The organism is Microbacterium hominis (genome assembly GCF_013282805.1).
GTDB classification, from domain to species: Bacteria; Actinomycetota; Actinomycetes; order Actinomycetales; family Microbacteriaceae; genus Microbacterium; species Microbacterium hominis_B.
This window is the reverse complement of record NZ_CP054038.1, coordinates 1386795-1404497: the sequence shown is the minus strand read 5'-3', so window position 1 is coordinate 1404497 and position 17703 is coordinate 1386795. Positions and strand designations below refer to the sequence as shown.

Genomic DNA, 17703 nt, shown 5'->3' with positions numbered 1-17703 from the left:
CCGTCTCACGTCCCTAGCGCTGCCGGATCCGTCACCGGGAGCCGGCAGACGAAGTCCCGACAGTCGTACGCCGTCGTGAGGCCCTCCTGCGTCGACTTCGCCGCGCACAGCTCGAAACCCTGCGCCGTCCAGGCCGCCGCCTGAGCATCGGTGACCACGACGGTGACGTCGGTCGCCGCCAGCCGCGCGCTTTGCTCCAGCGATGAGGGGGCGGCGTCGTCCGTCCGGACCACCACGAGCTGGCGGGGCGTGCGCACCCATCCTGCGGCGACCCGCAGAAGCGTGCCGTGCGACATCGGCGCGCGAAGGGCCGCCGCCGCACGTCGGCCGACGATGCGCGTGGAGACGACCCGATACCGATCGCCCGCGCCCAGCATCCACAGTCCTCGCGCCGCCTCCGCGAGGGATGCCTCGCCCGACGGCTCGTCGGCGTCGCTGGCAGCATCAGGGGCGAGCAGCCCCTGCGCAGCGAGCACCTCGTCGTTGCCGCCGGGCGCGCTGAGCGTGCCGTCGTCCGTGATGCACGCATCGACGAGTTCCCGAGCCACCAGGGCGTAGTCGGCCTCGCCGGTCGCGGCGGCGAGCGCGAGCAGGCCGGTGGCGAGCTGTCCATGATCGGCGAGCGTGCCGGGGGCGCGTGAGGCGATCTCGTCCAGTGAGGCGCGGCGCACTCCCCCGTCGTCGGTGCGATGCTGCGCGATCACCGCGTCGGCGGCCCATCGCGCGGCCGAGACCCACCCGGGCTCGCCGCACCGCGCGCCCGCGCGGGCCAGCGCGCCGATCGCGAGACCGTTCCAGCCGGTGACGATCTTGCCATCGACGGCGGGAGCCGCGAGGGCGGCGCGCGCCGCCGCGTCGCGCACGTAGTAGCCTCCCTCGCTGCGGGTGCCGTCGATCCACGATTCGGAGTCCTGCGCGGCGCCGAACCCGCCCGAGGGCTGCTGCAGCACGTCGATCAGGAACCCCGCGACGCCGCGCGCGACCTCGTCGGAGCCCGCATCGAGTGCAACCTCGAGCAGTTGAGCGTTGTCGGTGAGCATCCGTTCGTAGTGGGGCACCGTCCAGTCGCGGCGCGTGGCGTAGCGGAAGAACCCGCCGTCGACCGGGTCGCGCAGCGGCGAGCGCGCCATGGCGGCGAGGGCGCGCTCGGCGACGGCGGCGGTCTCGGGCGCCGCGCGCCGCACGAGGGGATCCTGCAGGAACCGCAGCGCGGTCGCGACGGGGAACTTCGGCGCGGCCGGGTCGCCCGCGCCGAACCCGCCGTACTCGGTGTCTTCGAGCCGGGCGAGGGCAGTGGATGCCGCGGCGATATCCGCCTCTCCGGGGAGGGCGCCCTCGCCGTCCGCGCGGGCGGCCTCGCTGCGCACCTCCGCGAGGGCGGAGACGATCGCGGCCCCGGTGCCGTCGACCTGCGCACGCCGCTGCGTCCACGCGTCGGCGACCGCGGCGAGCACCTGCGCGAAGGCGGGGAGGCCGCTGCGCGGTTCGGGCGGGAAGTACGTTCCCGCGTAGAAGGGGCGCCCGTCGGGGGTGGTGAAGACGGTGAGCGGCCAGCCGAGGCTGGGGCTGAAGGCGGCGGCGGCCGCCATGTAGGCGGCGTCGACCTCGGGATGCTCCTCGCGATCGACCTTGACGGCGACGAACCCGTCGTCGAGGATCGCGGCGATCGACGGGTCCGAGAACGATTCGCGGGCCATCACGTGACACCAGTGGCAGGTCGAATAGCCGATCGAGACCATCACCGGAACGTCGCGGCGTGCCGCTTCGGCGAACGCAGCCGCACCCCACGGGTGCCACGCCACCGGGTTGGCGGCGTGGGCCCGCAGGTACGGGCTCGCCGATGCGACGAGCCCGGCGTTGTGCTCCGTCGTGTCAGTTCACCTCGTCGGGGTGGGCGCTCACGCGGCCCGAGCCGTCGCCCGGATCCATGGCGTCGATCGCAGCGATCTCGGCGTCGCTGAGGATGAAGTCGAAGAGGGCGAGGTTCTCCTCGAGCCGCTCACGGCGCACCGACTTGGGGAAGACGATGTTCCCCTTCTGCAGGTGCCAGCGCAGCACGACCTGCGCGGGGGTCCGGTCGTGCGCGGCGGCGGCTCGGGCGACCGGAGCGGCCCCGAACAGGTCGTACTTGCCCTGTCCGAGCGGACCCCACGCCTCGATCTTCACGTCGTGCGCGGCCGCCCAGGCGGCGACCTCGCGCTGCTGGTAGGCCGGATGCACCTCGATCTGGTCGACGGCGGGGACCACACCGGTCTCGGCGACGACGCGCTCGAGGTGCGGCACGAGGAAGTTCGACACGCCGATGCTGCGTGCGAAGCCGGCGTCGCGGATCTCGATGAGCTTCTGCCAGGCGTGCACGTAGTTGTCCCGAGCGGGCGTCGGCCAGTGCACCAGGTAGAGGTCGACGTGGTCGAGACCGAGCTTGTCGAGGCTCTCGGCGACGGCCGCGTGGGGCTCCTCGCCGTCGTGGCGGTCGTTCCAGAGCTTCGTGGTGATGTAGAGCTCGTCACGCGGGAGGCCGCTCGCCGCGATCGCGGCGCCGACGCCCTCCTCGTTGCCGTAGATCGCTGCCGTGTCGATGTGCCGATAGCCGACCTCGAGAGCTTCCGAGACGGCGCGCTCGGTGTCGTCGGCGGGAACCTTGAAGACGCCGTAGCCGACCTGGGGGATGGTGAGGCCGTCGTTGAGCGTGAGCATGGGGGTGGTCATCCCTCCAGGTTAGGCGGGTCGTCGACCCACGTGGGCCGGAACCATCCGCGCTCGGGGTCGGCGGCGATCGGCGGCTCGGTCTGACGCCCGCGTCTGCCCGGTCGTGGCCGCCGTCCGGGCCCTTTCCTGCGGGGAGGGGGCGGCGGCGGCCAGGGACCGCGGTACCCGATCGGCGGATGCGCGAGCGGATCGTTGTCACGGCGCGTGCCGGGGTTCCAGCCGACCTGGCGGCGCACCTTCTCTCGCAGAAGGGAGACCTCGGCTTCGAGGAGGTCGACGCCCTCGTCGGCGAGGCGGTACCAGCGCCACTGGAGGTCGGCGCGGACAGTGATGATCCCTGCGTCGCGGAGGAGGCGAAGGTGCTTGGACACGGCCGTGCGACTGATGCGGAACTCGAACCCGATCGCCTCGGCGACCTCCCCCGCGGTGTGCTCACCGCTGGCGAGAAGGTCGACGATGCGCCGGCGCACGGGATCGGCCATCGCCGCGAACGGGTGCATCCCGAAGGGATCGGAGTCCATGCCCGCCACCGTATGGCCGCGCCCCTGGCCCGCTGATCGATGGATGCCGCTGGGGAGGGATCCTCGTCGATCGCCGTCTGGACAGGAGGGGAATCGCCGCGGTCAGGATGGCTTCTCGAGGCATCCCGAAATCACCATTGAACTTCCCGCTCACACGGCCTCGCACCACGGAGAGCCTCGGGTTGCGCGTGCGCCACTTAACTTCCAGCGCACATGGCGCTCACCCCCGGGTTCGAGCCGTGGACCCGCCGGTGAACGTGCCGTTCACATCGATCGCCGGCGCGGAACGTTCCGCTGCGCACCCCGCGCCGACGCGCCGTTGAACCTCCCGCTCACACACCTCACGTGACTCCGCGGCGCGCGTGTGAGCGGGAAGTTCAACAGCGCCCGCGGCACCGTGCGCCGCCAGGCAACCTCGTGAACGGGAAGTCAAGCAGCGATAAGAGCCAACACCCGCCGCACCGAAACCGCGTGAACAGGAAGTTCAACAGCGATACGAGAGCATCCGAATCCTGGGTGCGCGCGAACGCGGACCCTCAGGCACCGGAGAGAGGCCCGGGAGTGCGGGTCCCACGGCCCCGCGAGGCTTACGATGGAGGGCTATGTCTGCGCCCGAACCCGTCATCGTCTACCCGCCGGAGCTGCCCGTCAGCGCGGCGCGCGATGAGATCGCGCGCGCGATCCGCGACCACCAGGTCGTCATCGTCGCCGGAGCGACCGGATCCGGCAAGACGACCCAGCTGCCCAAGATCTGCCTCGAACTCGGCCGCGAGCGCATCGCGCACACCCAGCCGCGCCGCATCGCAGCCCGCAGCATCGCCGAGCGCGTCGCCGAGGAGCTGCAGGTGCCGTTGGGCACCGCCGTGGGCTACAAGGTGCGCTTCACCGACAAGGTGTCGGCCGACACGCGCATCGCGCTGATGACCGACGGCATCCTGCTCAACGAGATCCACCGCGATCGGCTCCTCCGCCGGTACGACACGATCATCGTCGATGAGGCGCACGAGCGGTCCCTCAACGTCGACTTCCTGATCGGGTACCTGCGTCGCATCCTCCCCCGGCGGCCCGACCTCAAGGTGATCATCACCAGCGCGACGATCGACCCCGAGAGCTTCGCGCGGCACTTCGCGGCCGCGCCCGAGCAGCCGGCGCCCGTGATCGAGGTGTCGGGTCGCACCTATCCGGTCGAGATCCGCTACCGACCGCGCCGCGAGGAGCGTGCGAACGCGGCCGGCGGCGGCGCCTCGACCGAGGGCGGCGACGACGTCGACAGCCTGCTCGCCGCGCTGCGGGAGCTCGACCGCGAGCCGGCCGGCGACGTTCTCGTCTTCCTCCCCGGCGAAGCCGAGATCCGCGACGCGATGGATGCCGTACGCGGCATGTACGCGAAGGATGCCGCCCCGACCGAGGTCCTGCCCCTCTACGGGCGCCTGAGCGCCGCCGAGCAGCACCGCGTCTTCGAGCGCTCCACGGTCGCGGGCGTGCGCCGACGCGTCATCCTCGCCACGAACGTCGCCGAGACCAGCCTCACCGTGCCCGGCATCCGGTACGTCATCGACGCCGGCACCGCGCGCATCTCGCGATGGTCGGCGCGCAGCAAGATCCAGCGCCTTCCCATCGAGGCGATCTCCCAGGCGTCGGCGCAGCAGCGCTCCGGCCGTGCCGGACGCACAGCGCCGGGAATCGCGATCCGCCTCTACGCGGAAGACGACTTCGCGACGCGCGACGAGTTCACCGAACCCGAGATCCTGCGCACGAGCCTCGCCTCGGTGATCCTGCAGATGCTCGCCCTGGGCTTCGGCGACATCTCGGCGTTCCCCTTCCTCACCCCGCCCGACTCCCGCGGTGTGAAAGCAGCCTTCGACCTCCTCATCGAACTCGGAGCCGTGCACGAGACGAAGCTGACGGCGCTCGGGCGCGAGATCAGCCGTCTGCCGATCGACCCGCGGTTCGCGCGCATGCTCATCGAGGCGAAGCGCACGGGTGTGCTCTCCGATGTGCTCCCGATCGTCGCGGGGTTGTCGATCCAGGACGTGCGCGAGCGCCCCGAGCAGCTCCGCGAGCAGGCCGACCGGTTCCACGCCCGCTTCACCGACCCGGCGAGCGATTTCCTGAGCCTCCTGAACCTGTGGAACCACCTGCAGGACAAGCAGGCCGAGCTGGGCTCGAGCGCGTTCCGCCGGCTGTGCCGGAGCGAACACCTCAATTACGTGCGCGTGCGGGAGTGGGCCGACGTGCACCGGCAGCTGTCCGCGCTCATGGGCGCGCGGCGCACCGACCGCGCCGCAGGCGCCGCAGCCGACCCCGACGAGGTGCACAAGGCGATCCTGTCGGGCCTCCTGTCGCATATCGGGCTGCTCGACGAGCGCTCGACGAGCACGGGCGACGCGAAGCGGCCCGGCGCCGCACGCGGCGGCCGCCCCCCAGCGCCCGATTACCTGGGCGCCCGCGGCGCCCGCTTCGCCGTCTTCCCCGGATCGGGTCTGAAGAAGAAGCGGCCTACGGCGGTCATGGCCGCCGAGATCGTCGAGACGAGCCGCCTGTTCGCGCGCACCGTCGCCGCGATCGACCCCGAATGGGCGGAGCCCCTGGCCGGTGATCTCGCCAAGCGCCGGCTGAGCGAGCCGCACTGGTCGAAGACGGCGGGTGCGGCATCCGCGTACGAGAAGGTCACCCTGTTCGGCGTCGAGATCGTCCCGAAGCGCCGCGTGCAGCTGGCGCGGTTCGACCGGCCCCTCGCGCGCGAGCTGTTCCTGCGCCACGCCCTCGTCGAGGGCGAGTGGGACCCCTCCCACCTCGACAAGCGCCTGAGCGCGTTCGAACGCCGGAACCTGGAGCTGCGCCGACGCCTGGAGAAGATCGAGGAGCGGGAGCGGCGCCGCGACATCCTCGTCGGCGACGAAGCCGTCTACGCCTTCTACGAAGCCCGCATCCCCCGCGACGTGTACGACGTTCGCTCGTTCGAGACGTGGTGGAAGGAGACGTCGGCCCGCACGCCGCGCCTGCTCGACATGACCGAGTCCGACCTCGTCGACGAGGCATCGCGCGGCGACGAGCGCGACTTCCCCGCGCGGTGGCGCCAGGGCGACCAGGTGCTCTCGCTCGCGTATCGCTTCGAGCCGGGTGCCCCCGACGACGGCGTCACCGCCGTCGTCCCGCTCGCGCTGCTCGCACAGCTGCAGACCGACGGCTTCGACTGGCAGGTGCCCGGCATGCGCGGCGAGCTCGTCGCCGGTCTCATCCGCTCACTTCCCAAGGCGATCCGGCGCACGGTCGTCCCGGCGGCGGACTGGGCCGCCCGGTTCGCCGAGGACCTCCGCGACGAGGGCCCCGAATCGCGGAACGGGATGCCGCGCACCACGCTGCGCGAAGCCCTCGCCGCCCGCATCCAGCGGGTCGCGAACCAGCCGGTCACCGCGGCGGACTTCGACATGGCGCGTGTTCCCGCACACCTGCAGATGTCGTTCCGCGCGGTCGATCAGCGCGGCCGCGCCGCGGGCTCCGACCGCGACCTCGCCGCCCTCCAGGCGCGTCTGGCCGGGCGCGCGCGCGACTCGGTCGCCCGATCGCTCGAGCGCCCGGCCGCGGCGCGCGTCGCCGGCGCGACCGCCCCGGCGGATCCGGCGACCGCACCGGCCGCCGGACTCGCCGAGCGCTCCGGCCTCACCGACTGGTCGTTCGGCGACCTCCCCGACGTCATCGACACCAAGGTCGCCGGAGGCGTCGTGCGCGGCTATCCCGCGCTCGTCGACGAGGGGTCCTCCGTCGCGCTGCGGATCGAGGCGACCCCCGAGGCCGCAGCCGCCGCCACCCGCTCCGGTGTCCGTCGCCTGCTGCTGCTGGCGGTGCCCTCGCCCGCCCCGTACGTGCTCGACCACCTCACCGCGCCCGAGAAGCTCGCCCTCGCGGCATCCCCGTACCCGTCGGCCAAGGCGCTCATCGAAGACGCCCGCTCCGCCGTCGCCGACGCGGTGCTCGAGCGCACCGCCGCGGACGGCCTCGTGCGCACACGCGCGGCGTTCGACACCGTGCGCGACGCGTTCTCGGCCACGGTGGTCGACGAGCTGTTCCAGACGGTGTCGCTCACCGCCCGCATCCTCACCACCGCGCGCGAGGTGGAGCGGGCGATGCGGGACCAGAACTCGCTCACCCTCCTCGGCGCCCTCAACGACGTGCGCGGCCAGCTCGGCGGTCTCGTGCACCCCGGGTTCATCGCCCGTACGGGCACCGCGCGGCTGCCGCACGTGCTGCGCTACCTGCAGGCCGCGCTGGCGCGCGTGACGGCGCTCTCCGACAACGCCGGCCGCGACCGCCAGCGCATGAGCGAGTTCGAGCGGATGGCGGCCGTCTACTCCGACGCGGGAGGCACCATCCCTCCCGCCCCCGATGCCGGCCCCGCACTCGTGCGCACCCGGTGGCTGCTCGAGGAATATCGCGTCAGCCTGTTCGCCCAGCAGCTCGGCACGGCCGAGCCGGTCTCCCCGCAGCGGATCCAGAAGGCGCTGCGCGAGTAGCACGGGCCGATCGACCGGGCCCACCGCGGCACGTCACCGCGGAATACCGCCGCACGCATGCCAGGTTGGGAATCCCATGGCACACGCGATCGCATACTCCGAATTCGGCGGACCCGACGTCCTCGATCTCATCGACATCCCGACGCCTGTCCCCGGCCCGGGCGAGATCGCCATCGAGGTCGAAGCCGCCGGCGTCAACCTCATCGACTGGAAGCTGCGCACAGGACTGCGCGCCTCCGATCCCCTCACCGAACCGCGCCGCCTCGGCGCCGACGGCGCCGGCATCGTCACGGCGATCGGCGAGGGGGTCTCCGGATTCCGCCCGGGAGACGCCGTCGTCTTCTTCGGGGCGAGCGGCGCGTACGCGAGCGACCTCGTCGTGCCGTGGGGCCGCGTGCTCCCCCGCCCCGCGAACGTCAGCGCCGCGGAGGGCGCCGCGCTCGGCATCCCCGTCGGCACCGCCTACCAGGCGCTGCGCTCGCTCCACGTGGGCGGCGGCGACACGCTGCTGCTGCACGGCGGATCAGGAGCGGTCGGCCAGGCCGCGATCCAGTACGCCGTGCTGTGGGGTGCGCGCGTGATCGCGACCTCTTCGCCCCGACGCTTCGAGCGGGTGCGGGCCCTCGGCGCCGAGCCGGTGGCGTACGGCGACGGGCTCGCCGATCGCGTGCGCGCGCTCGCTCCCGACGGCGTGACGGTCGCCATCGATGCGGCCGGCACCGACGAGGCGCTGCAGACGAGTCTCGAGCTCGTCGCCGACCGCGGCCGCATCGCGACGCTGGTGCGGGGGCGGGATGCCGCGGGGCTCGGCATCCGCGCGTTCTCCGGCGGCGGGCCCCGGCCGCTCACCGCTCAGGAGCAGGCGTGGCGCGCCGAGGCGATGCCGGTGACGCTCGCGCTGATGGCCTCGGGACGGTTCTCGGTGGAGACGGGACCCTCCTTCGCACTCGCCGACGCCCCCGCCGCGCATCGCGCGGTGCAGGACGGCGCCGACGGCAAGGTGACCCTCGTCCCGTAGCCGTCCCGCAGCAGTCCCGCAGCCCTTCCGCAGCCGACCCGACGTCAGCCGCGCGACGCGGCCGGCTCGTCGCCGATCGCCACCGGGCGCCCGGGCGTGTTGCACCACTGACTCCACGAGCCGACGTACACGTCGAGGTCGATTCCGGCCACCGCCGCGGCGAGCGCGGAGTGCGCGGCGTTGACACCCGACCCGCACGAGGCGGCGGCGCCCACCCCCGGCGCGATGCCCACGGCGGCGAAGGCGGCGCGGATCTCCTCCGGCGATCGGAACCGCCCGTCGACGATGTGCGCGAGAGTGGGGAGGTTGACCGCGCCCGGGATGTGGCCGGCGACGGGGTCGATCGGCTCGGTCTCGCCGCGGTACCGGGCGGGGGCGCGCACGTCGACGAGCCGGTGCTCGGCCGCCCGCGCGGCCGCCTGGTCGATGTCCACGACCCCGGTCGAGATCTCCTGCAGCACCACGTCGCCCCGCTCCGCGGCGACGGCGCCGGCCTCGACCGGCAGCCCCGCGGCGCGCCACGCCGCCAGGCCCCCGTCGAGCACGCGCACATCGGCGAGACCGCTGCGCGTCAGCATCCACCAGGCTCTGGCCGCCGGCACCGAGCCGGCGTCGTCGTAGACGACCACCGCGTCGCCCCGGCGAAGGCCCCACCGGCGCGCGGCGTCCTGCAGCGCGTCGCGACCGGGCAGGGGATGCCGTCCCTCGGCCGGCTCGCCGTGGCGCGAGAGCTCGCGCTCGAGGTCGACGTGCACGGCGCCGGGCAGGTGGGCCTGCAGGTACTCCGCGCGCCCGTCGGGCCGATCGATGCGCCACCGCACGTCGAGCAGGCGCACGCGCGCATCGCGAGCGAGCAGGTCGGCAAGGGCACCGGCATCGATGAGCGGGGCGGCGAGCGGGGCGTGGGCGGCGGTCACCACCCCATCGTCTCGCAACAGTTCGACACACGACCGCGACGCGCACGCCCTCCGCGCCGACAATGGTGTGCATGACCGAGAACCCGCGCGCCTTCGCGACGGCGCAGGTGCAGGCCGGGTTCCACCCGGGAGCCGCCGAGAACACCGCCATCCCGCCGATCCACCAGTCGAACGCGTTCGAGTTCTCCTCGCTCAGCGAGGCCCGCGACCTGTTCGCCCTGCGCCGCGAGGGCAACATCTACAGTCGCGCGGCCAATCCGACGGTGCTCATCTTCGAGCGCCGCGTCGCCGAGCTGGAGGGCGGCATCGCCGCGTCGGGCGTCTCGTCGGGGCAGGCCGCCGTCGCGGTCGCGCTGCTGGCGCTGGCGAAGCAGGGTGAGCACATCGTCGCCGCCCGACAGCTGTACGGCGGCACCGTCGACCTCCTGCAGGACACGTTCGCCGACTGGGGCATCGAGGTCGACTTCGTCGATCAGGACGACCTGGATGCCTGGCGGGCGGCGCTGCGTCCGACGACGCGCGCCCTGTTCGCCGAGTCGATCACGAACCCGATCGCGCAGGTGCTCGACGTGCCGGCCGTGGCGGAGATCGCCCATGCGGCCGGCGTGCCGCTGGTCATCGACAACACGGTGGCGACCCCGTACCTGCAGCGCCCGAAGGACCTCGGCGCCGACATCGTCGTGCACTCGGCGACGAAGTTCCTCGGCGGTCACGGCACGTCGCTGGGCGGCGTCGTGGTGGACCTCGGCACCTTCGACTTCGGCGCCGACCCCGAGCGCTGGCCGCAGCTGAACCTGCCCTACGACCGCGTGCGCGGCGAGAGCCTGGTCGAGCGCTTCGGCGCGACCGGCTCGCCGTACATCACCCTCGTGAAGACCAAGTACGTGCACGACCTCGGGCCGTCGCTGTCGGCGTTCAACGCGTTCCAGCTGCTGCAGGGCCTGGAGACCCTCGATCTGCGCATGCAGCGGCACGTGGCCAACGGCCTCGCGGTGGCGCGCTTCCTCGCCGCGCATCCCGCCGTCGCGCGGGTGCACCACCCGGGCCTCGAGGCCAGCCCCTGGCACGGTGCGGCCCAGCGCTTCCTCCCGCGCGGCGTGGCATCGGTGTTCTCCTTCGACGTGCATTCCACCGACGACGCGGAGGCCGACTTCGCCCGCATCGAGCGGCTGATCGCTGGACTGTCGGTCGTGCGCCTGGTCGCGAACATCGGCGACGCGCGCAGCCTCATCGCCCACCCGTCGTCGATGACGCACAGCCACATGACGCCCGCGCAGGCCGCGGAGGCCGGGATCTGTCCGACCACGATCCGTCTGTCGATCGGGCTGGAAGACGCCGACGACATCATCGCCGACCTCGCCCGCGCCCTGGATCTGCTCGCCGCCGAGGCGGCGGACGTCGACGCCGCACGGCCGCTGGCGTCGCTAGTCTCGGAGGCATGACCGGACTTCGCTGGGGCATCCTCGCCACGGGCGGCATCGCCCACGCCTTCACCCGTGACCTTCGCACCGCGGGACTGACCGTCACCGCGGTGGGCTCCCGCCGCGCCGAGGCCGCGCAGGCGTTCGCGGCCGAGTTCGGCATCCCGAACGTGCACGACTCGTACGAGGCGCTCGTCGCCGATCCCGAGGTCGACATCGTCTACATCGCAACCCCGCACCCGATGCACCGCGACAACGCCGTGCTCGCCCTCACCCACGGCAAGCACGTGCTCGTGGAGAAGCCATTCACCCTCACCGCGCTCGAGGCCGCCGAGGTGCGCGAGGTCGCCGCCGCGCGCGGCCTGCTGGCGATGGAGGCGATGTGGACCCGGTACCTGCCGCACATGATCCGCATCCGGGAGATCATCGCCGCCGGCACGCTGGGCGAGATCCGCGTCGTCACCGCCGACCACACCCAGCGCATCTCCAGCGATCCCACCCACCGGCTCAACGCGCTGGAGCTCGGTGGCGGCGCGCTGCTGGATCTCGGGATCTACCCCGTCTCGTTCGCCTGGGACATCCTCGGGGCTCCCACCGCGATCGCCGCCGTCGCCCGTCTGGGCGAGACCGGCGCCGACACGGAGGTCGCGACGATCCTCACCCACGCGTCGGGCGCGCTGTCGACCTCGATCTCGGCATCCCGCTCGGTCGGCCCCAACACGGCGGCGATCGTGGGGGCCGAAGCCCGCATCGAGATCGACCCCGTCTGGTACACGCCCACGTCCTTCCGCGTCGTCGCCCCCGACGGCACCGTGCTCGAGGAGTACCGGTCCGACATCGCCGGCCGCGGGATGCAGTTCCAGGCGATCGCCGCCGAGGAGCTCATCGCCGCGGGCCGCACCGACGGCGAGATCCTTCCCATCGATGAGACGGTCGCGATCATGGGCACCCTCGACGACATCCGCGGGCAGATCGGCCTGCGCTACCCGGGAGAGCACTGACATGCCCGATCCGCAGAACCCCCGCGTCGCGGTCTATCTCGACTTCGACAACATCGTGATGTCCTGGTACGACCGCGTCCACGGCCGCAACGCGTACTCCCGCGACCGGCAGAAGATCGGCCAGGACCCCGCCGATCCCGAGATCACCGAGCGCCTCGCGGCGGCAACGATCGACGTCGGCGCGATCATCGACTACGCCGCCTCGTTCGGCACGCTCGTGCTCACCCGCGCCTACGCGGACTGGTCCGCCCCGGTCAATGCCGAATACCGTTCGCAGCTGGTGGCCCGCGCGGTCGACCTCGTGCAGCTGTTCCCAGCCGCGGCGTACGCGAAGAACGGCGCCGACATCCGCCTCGCCGTCGACACCGTCGAGGACATGTTCCGCCTCCCCGACCTCACCCACGTCGTGATCGTCGCCGGCGACTCCGACTACGTGCCGCTCGCCCAGCGCTGCAAGCGGCTCGGCCGGATCGTCGTCGGCGTCGGGGTGGCGGGGTCCACGGCGAAGTCGCTGGCGGCCGCATGCGACCAGTTCGACGCGTACGACTCGCTGCCCGGTGTCACCGCCCCGGCGACGAAGAAGGCGAAGGCGGATGCCGACAGCGCGGCATCCAAGCCCTCGAAGCGCCGCAAACCCGCCGCCGACCCCGCCGCCGACCTGCTCGAGCGCGCGCTGCGGCTGGAGCTCGAGCGCACCGACGACGAGTGGGTGCACGCGTCGGCGCTGAAGAGCCTGCTGCGACGCATGGACCCGTCGTTCAGCGAGAAGGGCCTCGGGCACAAGTCGTTCACGGACTTCATCTCCGCCCATCCGAAGGTCGCGGAGCTCAAGGAGGAGGGCAACGTGCGCCTCGTGCGCCTGGCGACGGGCACGTGAGGCGGCAGAGGTCTGAGCAGTCCGGAGCGGGTACAGTGACCGTGTGGCACGCCGTGGAGTCCCGCCGGGCTCGCAGACCTCCCTGCGAGAGGCCAATCGCGCGCGCCTGATCGAGTCGCTCAAGCGCCACGGTCGTCTCACCCAGGTGGAGCTGGCCGGCAGCACGGGTCTGTCGCCGGCGACGGTGTCGAACATCGTCAAGGAGCTCACCGCCTCCGGCATCCTCGCCACCTCGGTGACCTCGCGCTCGGGCCGCCGGGCCACCCTCGTCTCCCTCGCCCGCCAGCTGGGCCTGGTCGCGGGCGTGCACTTCAGCTCCCGGCAGCTGCGCATCGCGATCGCCGACGCCACCCGCACGGTCGTCGCGCAGACCTCGCTCCCCCTCGCCCTGGACCACCGCTACGACGCGGAGCTCGAGCGGCTGACGCTCCTCCTCGGCGACATGATGGAATCGCTCGGCGGCAGCGTCGCCGACCTCCTGGCGGTCGGCCTCGCCATACCCGCGCCGGTCGATCCCCGGACGGGAATGGTCTCGACCTCCGGTCTCCTGCGCGGCTGGGAAGGCGTCGACATCGCCGCCGCCCTCACCCGTCGCATCCGCCGTCCGGTCTACGTCGACAGCGAGGCCAATCTCGGCGGCCTCGCCGAGGCGCGCGAAGGCAGCGCCCGGGATGCCGCGTCTGCGGTGTTCATCCGCATCGGCCACACCATCAGCGCCGGCCTCGTCGTCGGCGGGGACCTGTTCCGCGGCGTCAACGGCAAGGCCGGCCAGATCGGCCATGTGACCATCGACGAGAACGGTCCGATCTGCCGCTGCAGCAACCGGGGCTGCCTCGAGACGTACGCTGCCGGCCCGGCCCTGCTGTCGCTGTTCCCGGCGGGCGAGGGGATGCAGCGCCTGAGCGACCTCCTGCACGCCGCCGAGGGCGGCGACGGCGCCTCGCGCCGCGTCATCGCCGACGCCGGTCGGCACATCGGGGTGGCGGCCGCGAGCCTGTGCAACCTGTTCGACCCCGAGCTCATCGTCGTCGGGGGCGAGCTTGCCGAGGCGGGCGAGATCCTCATCTCGCCGATGCGACACTCGCTCGAGCGCACCGCCCTGTCCTCGCACGCGGGACTGCCGGAGATCGTCGCCGCGTCGTTCGGCGAGTGGGCCGAGACGCGGGGGGCGATCGCTCTCGCCCTCGAGCACGTCTCCCTCGACGCGGGCGCCGTGCCCATCACGGCGTAGTCCATGGCGACCTCGCGACGCCCTCAGGGGCGGATGTCCGTGTCTGCGCGCAGCTGGGCGGCCTCGTTCGGGGCGCTCGTCGTCGCCGTCTCGCTGGGCGGGTGCGCCGCCGACACGGGCGGCGCCGACGGCACGATCGCCCTGCTGCTGCCCGACGCCAAGACCGCACGGTACGAGACTTTCGACCGGCCGCTGTTCGAGCAGCGCATCGCCGAGCTCGGCGACTACCGGGTGATGTACGCGAACGCCGACCAGGATGCCGCCAAGCAGCAGCAGCAGGCCGAATCCGCTCTCGCCTCCGGCACCGACGTGCTGGTGCTCGACCCGGTCGACGCGCGGGCGGCGGTGAGCCTGGTCGCCAGCGCCAACGCGCAGGGGGTGCCCGTCATCTCGTACGACCGTCTCGTGGCCGGCGGCGACCTCGCGTACTACGTCTCGTTCGACAACGAGAAGGTGGGGCGCCTGCAGGCGGAGGCCTTCGTCGCCGAGCTCGACGCGCGGCATCCGGAAGGCGCCGGAGTGCTCATGGTCAACGGCTCCCCCACCGACAGCAACGCGGCGCTGTTCCGTGAGGGCGCACGCGAGCTCATCGACGCGAGCGACCTCGAGGTGCTGGCCGAGTACAGCACCCCCGACTGGAGCCCCGACAAGGCGCAGGAGTGGGTGGCGGGCCAGATCTCTCAGTACGGCGAACGCATCGCGGGCGTGTACGCGGCCAACGACGGCACGGCCAGCGGCGCCGTGGCGGCTCTGAAGGCGGCCGGGGTCGAGCGCTGGCCCGTCATCACGGGGCAGGACGCCGAGCTCACCGCCATCCAGCGCATCGTCGCCGGCGACCAGCACATGACCGTCTACAAGGCGATCCGGCCGCAGGCCGAACTGGCCGCCGAGGTCGCCGTCGCGCTGGTCCGCGGCGAGAGCGTCACGGCCCCCCTCGAGATCGACGGCACACCGGCGACGCTGCTCGACCCGGTGGCCGTCACCGTCGACGACATCATGGGCACGGTCGTCGCCGACGGGTTCTGGAGCGTCGAGGAGATCTGCACACCCGCCTACGCCGATGCGTGCGCGGCGGCCGGCATCGGGTAGTGTCCTGCCGATGATGACGGTCACCGGGGCCCGCAGCGCACGCGCACGCGAGCGCGTGCTCACGATGCGCGGCATAAGCAAGCACTTCGGCGCGGTGAAGGCGCTGACCGACATCGACTTCTGGGTCAGCGAAGGCGAGGTCGTCGCGCTGATCGGCGACAACGGCGCCGGCAAATCCACTCTCGTGAAGGTGCTCGCCGGCGTCCATCCGCCGGACGCGGGCACCATCGAATTCGACGACCGCCCGGTGACGATCGGCAGCCCCGCCGATGCGCAGGAGCTCGGCATCGCCACCGTGTTCCAGGATCTCGCACTGTGCGACAACCTCGACGTGGTGGCGAACCTCTGGCTGGGTCAGGAGCTCGTCAGCGGCGGCCGGCTCGATGAGGTCGAGATGGAGGAGCGCACGTGGATGCTGCTGCGCGAGCTGTCCGCGAAGATCCCGTCGGTCCGCGTGCCCGTGGCCTCGCTGTCGGGCGGTCAGCGCCAGACTGTCGCCATCGCCCGCTCTCTGGTCGGCGAGCCGCGCGTGGTGATCCTCGACGAGCCGACGGCGGCGCTCGGCGTCGCCCAGACCGCGGAGGTGCTCAACCTCATCGAGCGCCTGCGCGAGCGCGGACACGGCGTCGTGCTCATCTCCCACAACATGGCCGATGTGATGGCCGTCGCCGACCGCGTCGTCGTGCTGCGGCTGGGCCGCAACAACGGCGTGTTCAACACGGTCGACATCTCCAGCGAAACCCTCATCGCCGCGATCACGGGAGCGATCGATGTCGGCCCCCGCGCCGACGAGATACCGCTGGTGGCCGAGGATCCGGGGGCCGCGGGCGCGGCATCCACGTCCACCGGGGGCAGACTCATCCCGCTGCCGGCCGACGCCGACCGTCCGCGGCGGCGCGCGGGCGACAGACGAGGCCGATCATGACGCGCGCGAGCGGCGAACGCCCGCACGTCGCCCTCGCCGACGAGGAGATGTTCTCCCCGCAGGGTGTACGCGCGGCGGTCGGCTCCATCGTCGAGCGGATCCGCGGCGGCGACCTCGGCTCGCTCCCCGTGATCGTGGGCCTCGCGCTGATCTGGGCGGTGTTCCAGGCCCTCAATCCGGTGTTCCTCTCGAGCACCAACCTCGTCAACCTCACGATGCAGTGCGCCGCGATCGGCACGATCGCCCTCGGCATCGTGCTGGTGCTGCTGCTGGGTGAGATCGACCTCTCGGTCGGCTCCGTCTCCGGCCTCGCCGCCGCCATCCTCGCCGTCACGTTCGTGCAGCTGCAGTGGAACCCGCTTCTCGCGATCACCGCGGCGATCGCGGCGGGCGCGGCGGCCGGGCTCCTGACCGGCTTCCTCGTGACGCGCTTCGGGCTGCCCAGCTTCGTCGTCACCCTCGCGGGGCTCCTCGGGTTCCTCGGGGTGCAGCTCTGGGTGCTCGGCGACACCGGGTCGATCAACCTGCCGCTGGACTCGTGGCTCGTGAGGTTCGGGCAGCAGATGTTCCTGCCGCCCTGGCTGTCGTACGTGCTCGCCGCGGTCACCGCCGGGGGGTACGCGTACAGCCGGGTGCGCACCGCACAGCGACGAGCGGCTGCGAACCTGGTCACCCAGACGTACGCCGAGATCGCCGTCCGCAGCGGCGCGCTGCTCGGCTTCCTGCTCGTCGCGGCGTGGTACCTCAATCTCTCCCGCGGGGTCGGGGTGATGTTCCTGTTCTTCCTCACGCTGGTCGTGGCGGCCCACATCGTCCTCACCCGCACCCGGTGGGGGCGCGCGGTGTACGCGGTGGGCGGATCGGTCGAGGCGGCTCGGCGCAGCGGCATCCGCGTCGATCGCATCTACCTGTCGGTGTTCGCCCTGTGTTCGAGCCTTGCGGCCGTGGGCGGCATCCTGGCGGCATCCCGCCTCGCCGCGGTGAGCCAGAGCAGCGGCGCGGCCGACACGAACCTCAACGCCATCGCCGCCGCCGTCATCGGCGGAGCGAGCCTGTTCGGCGGTCGCGGCAGCGCCTTCTCCGCCCTTCTGGGCGTCGTCGTGGTGCAGTCCATCGCCTCCGGGCTGACGCTGCTGAACCTCGACTCGTCGGTGCAGTTCATGGTCACGGGCGTCGTGCTCGTGCTCGCCGTGATCGTCGACTCCCTGTCCCGGCGCACCCGGGCGGCGTCGGGCCGCGCCTGAATCCCCCCTCTCTCGCGCGGACAAGTCGTAAACGCTTGAGCACTCTGCTCAATCCTGTCGATAGTTGCGATATCTTCTGCGCATCCGGTGACCCATCGACCGCGACGCGAGGGCGGACGGATGCCGTGAGACAGCCGTTGCGAATCCGTTACGTTCAAGTCTTGACGCCAAGACGGCCGGAAGACGAAGATCGCATACAGCAGACGAACGCGCCCCGTTCGCTCGCTCCTTCAAAG

At 72.3% G+C, this 17703-nt stretch carries 13 protein-coding genes; 9 read left to right on the top strand and 4 right to left on the bottom strand.

Translation table 11 applies throughout. The features are described 5' to 3' along the window. Positions 1 to 5: 5 nt before the first annotated feature. The 3 genes from HQM25_RS06105 to HQM25_RS06095 all read right to left on the bottom strand — a co-directional run bounded on the left by HQM25_RS06105 (position 6) and on the right by HQM25_RS06095 (position 3230). A complete protein-coding gene (locus HQM25_RS06105) occupies positions 6 to 1802 on the bottom strand; it encodes a DUF255 domain-containing protein (protein ID WP_254359571.1) in 1797 nt (598 codons plus the stop codon). Between the two features lie 70 nt (positions 1803 to 1872). Then, entirely contained in the window at positions 1873 to 2709 is an 837-nt protein-coding gene (locus tag HQM25_RS06100) for an aldo/keto reductase (protein ID WP_172989434.1), read from the bottom strand. Continuing rightward, positions 2706 to 3230, bottom strand: a complete 525-nt coding sequence (locus tag HQM25_RS06095) for an ArsR/SmtB family transcription factor (protein WP_217275201.1) — start codon at positions 3228 to 3230, stop codon at positions 2706 to 2708. Before HQM25_RS06095 ends, HQM25_RS06100 begins: the two co-directional genes overlap by 4 nt. A gap of 602 nt (positions 3231 to 3832) precedes the next feature. Here HQM25_RS06095 and hrpA point away from each other — a divergent pair. Then, a complete protein-coding gene (gene hrpA, locus HQM25_RS06090) occupies positions 3833 to 7744 on the top strand; it encodes an ATP-dependent RNA helicase HrpA (RefSeq protein WP_172989433.1) in 3912 nt (1303 codons plus the stop codon). Between the two features lie 76 nt (positions 7745 to 7820). Then, positions 7821 to 8762, top strand: coding sequence for a quinone oxidoreductase family protein (locus HQM25_RS06085; RefSeq protein WP_172989432.1), 942 nt, complete (start codon positions 7821 to 7823; stop codon positions 8760 to 8762). 44 nt (positions 8763 to 8806) lie between these two features. Here HQM25_RS06085 and HQM25_RS06080 read toward each other — a convergent pair whose 3' ends face one another. Continuing rightward, a complete protein-coding gene (locus HQM25_RS06080) occupies positions 8807 to 9679 on the bottom strand; it encodes a sulfurtransferase (protein ID WP_254359570.1) in 873 nt (290 codons plus the stop codon). A gap of 62 nt (positions 9680 to 9741) precedes the next feature. Between HQM25_RS06080 and HQM25_RS06075 the strand changes: the two genes are divergently transcribed. Genes HQM25_RS06075 through HQM25_RS06045 form a run of 7 tightly spaced genes read left to right on the top strand, consistent with a single transcriptional unit; the run spans position 9742 to position 17467 of the window. Continuing rightward, positions 9742 to 11121 carry an O-acetylhomoserine aminocarboxypropyltransferase/cysteine synthase family protein gene (locus HQM25_RS06075; RefSeq protein ID WP_172989431.1) on the top strand — a complete coding sequence of 460 codons (1380 nt, stop codon included), beginning with the start codon at positions 9742 to 9744 and terminating at the stop codon, positions 11119 to 11121. Further along, a complete protein-coding gene (locus HQM25_RS06070) occupies positions 11118 to 12101 on the top strand; it encodes a Gfo/Idh/MocA family protein (protein WP_172989430.1) in 984 nt (327 codons plus the stop codon). Before HQM25_RS06075 ends, HQM25_RS06070 begins: the two co-directional genes overlap by 4 nt. Before the next feature lies 1 nt (position 12102). After that, positions 12103 to 12978 (top strand): NYN domain-containing protein, encoded by an 876-nt coding sequence (locus HQM25_RS06065; RefSeq protein WP_172989429.1) that lies wholly within the window; start codon positions 12103 to 12105, stop codon positions 12976 to 12978. 43 nt (positions 12979 to 13021) lie between these two features. Further along, positions 13022 to 14209 carry an ROK family transcriptional regulator gene (locus HQM25_RS06060; RefSeq protein ID WP_172989428.1) on the top strand — a complete coding sequence of 396 codons (1188 nt, stop codon included), beginning with the start codon at positions 13022 to 13024 and terminating at the stop codon, positions 14207 to 14209. Positions 14210 to 14242: 33 nt separating this feature from the next. Then, complete coding sequence (locus tag HQM25_RS06055) at positions 14243 to 15298, top strand: sugar ABC transporter substrate-binding protein (protein ID WP_172989427.1); 1056 nt, start codon at positions 14243 to 14245, stop codon at positions 15296 to 15298. A 10-nt stretch (positions 15299 to 15308) separates the two neighbouring features. Further along, positions 15309 to 16223: an ATP-binding cassette domain-containing protein gene (locus HQM25_RS06050; protein ID WP_438803624.1), complete on the top strand. Its 915-nt coding sequence runs from the start codon at positions 15309 to 15311 to the stop codon at positions 16221 to 16223. Then, the gene (locus HQM25_RS06045) at positions 16220 to 17467 is read left to right on the top strand and encodes a sugar ABC transporter permease (RefSeq protein WP_172989426.1); all 1248 of its coding nucleotides are present in this window, start codon (positions 16220 to 16222) and stop codon (positions 17465 to 17467) included. Before HQM25_RS06050 ends, HQM25_RS06045 begins: the two co-directional genes overlap by 4 nt. Positions 17468 to 17703 lie beyond the last annotated feature (236 nt).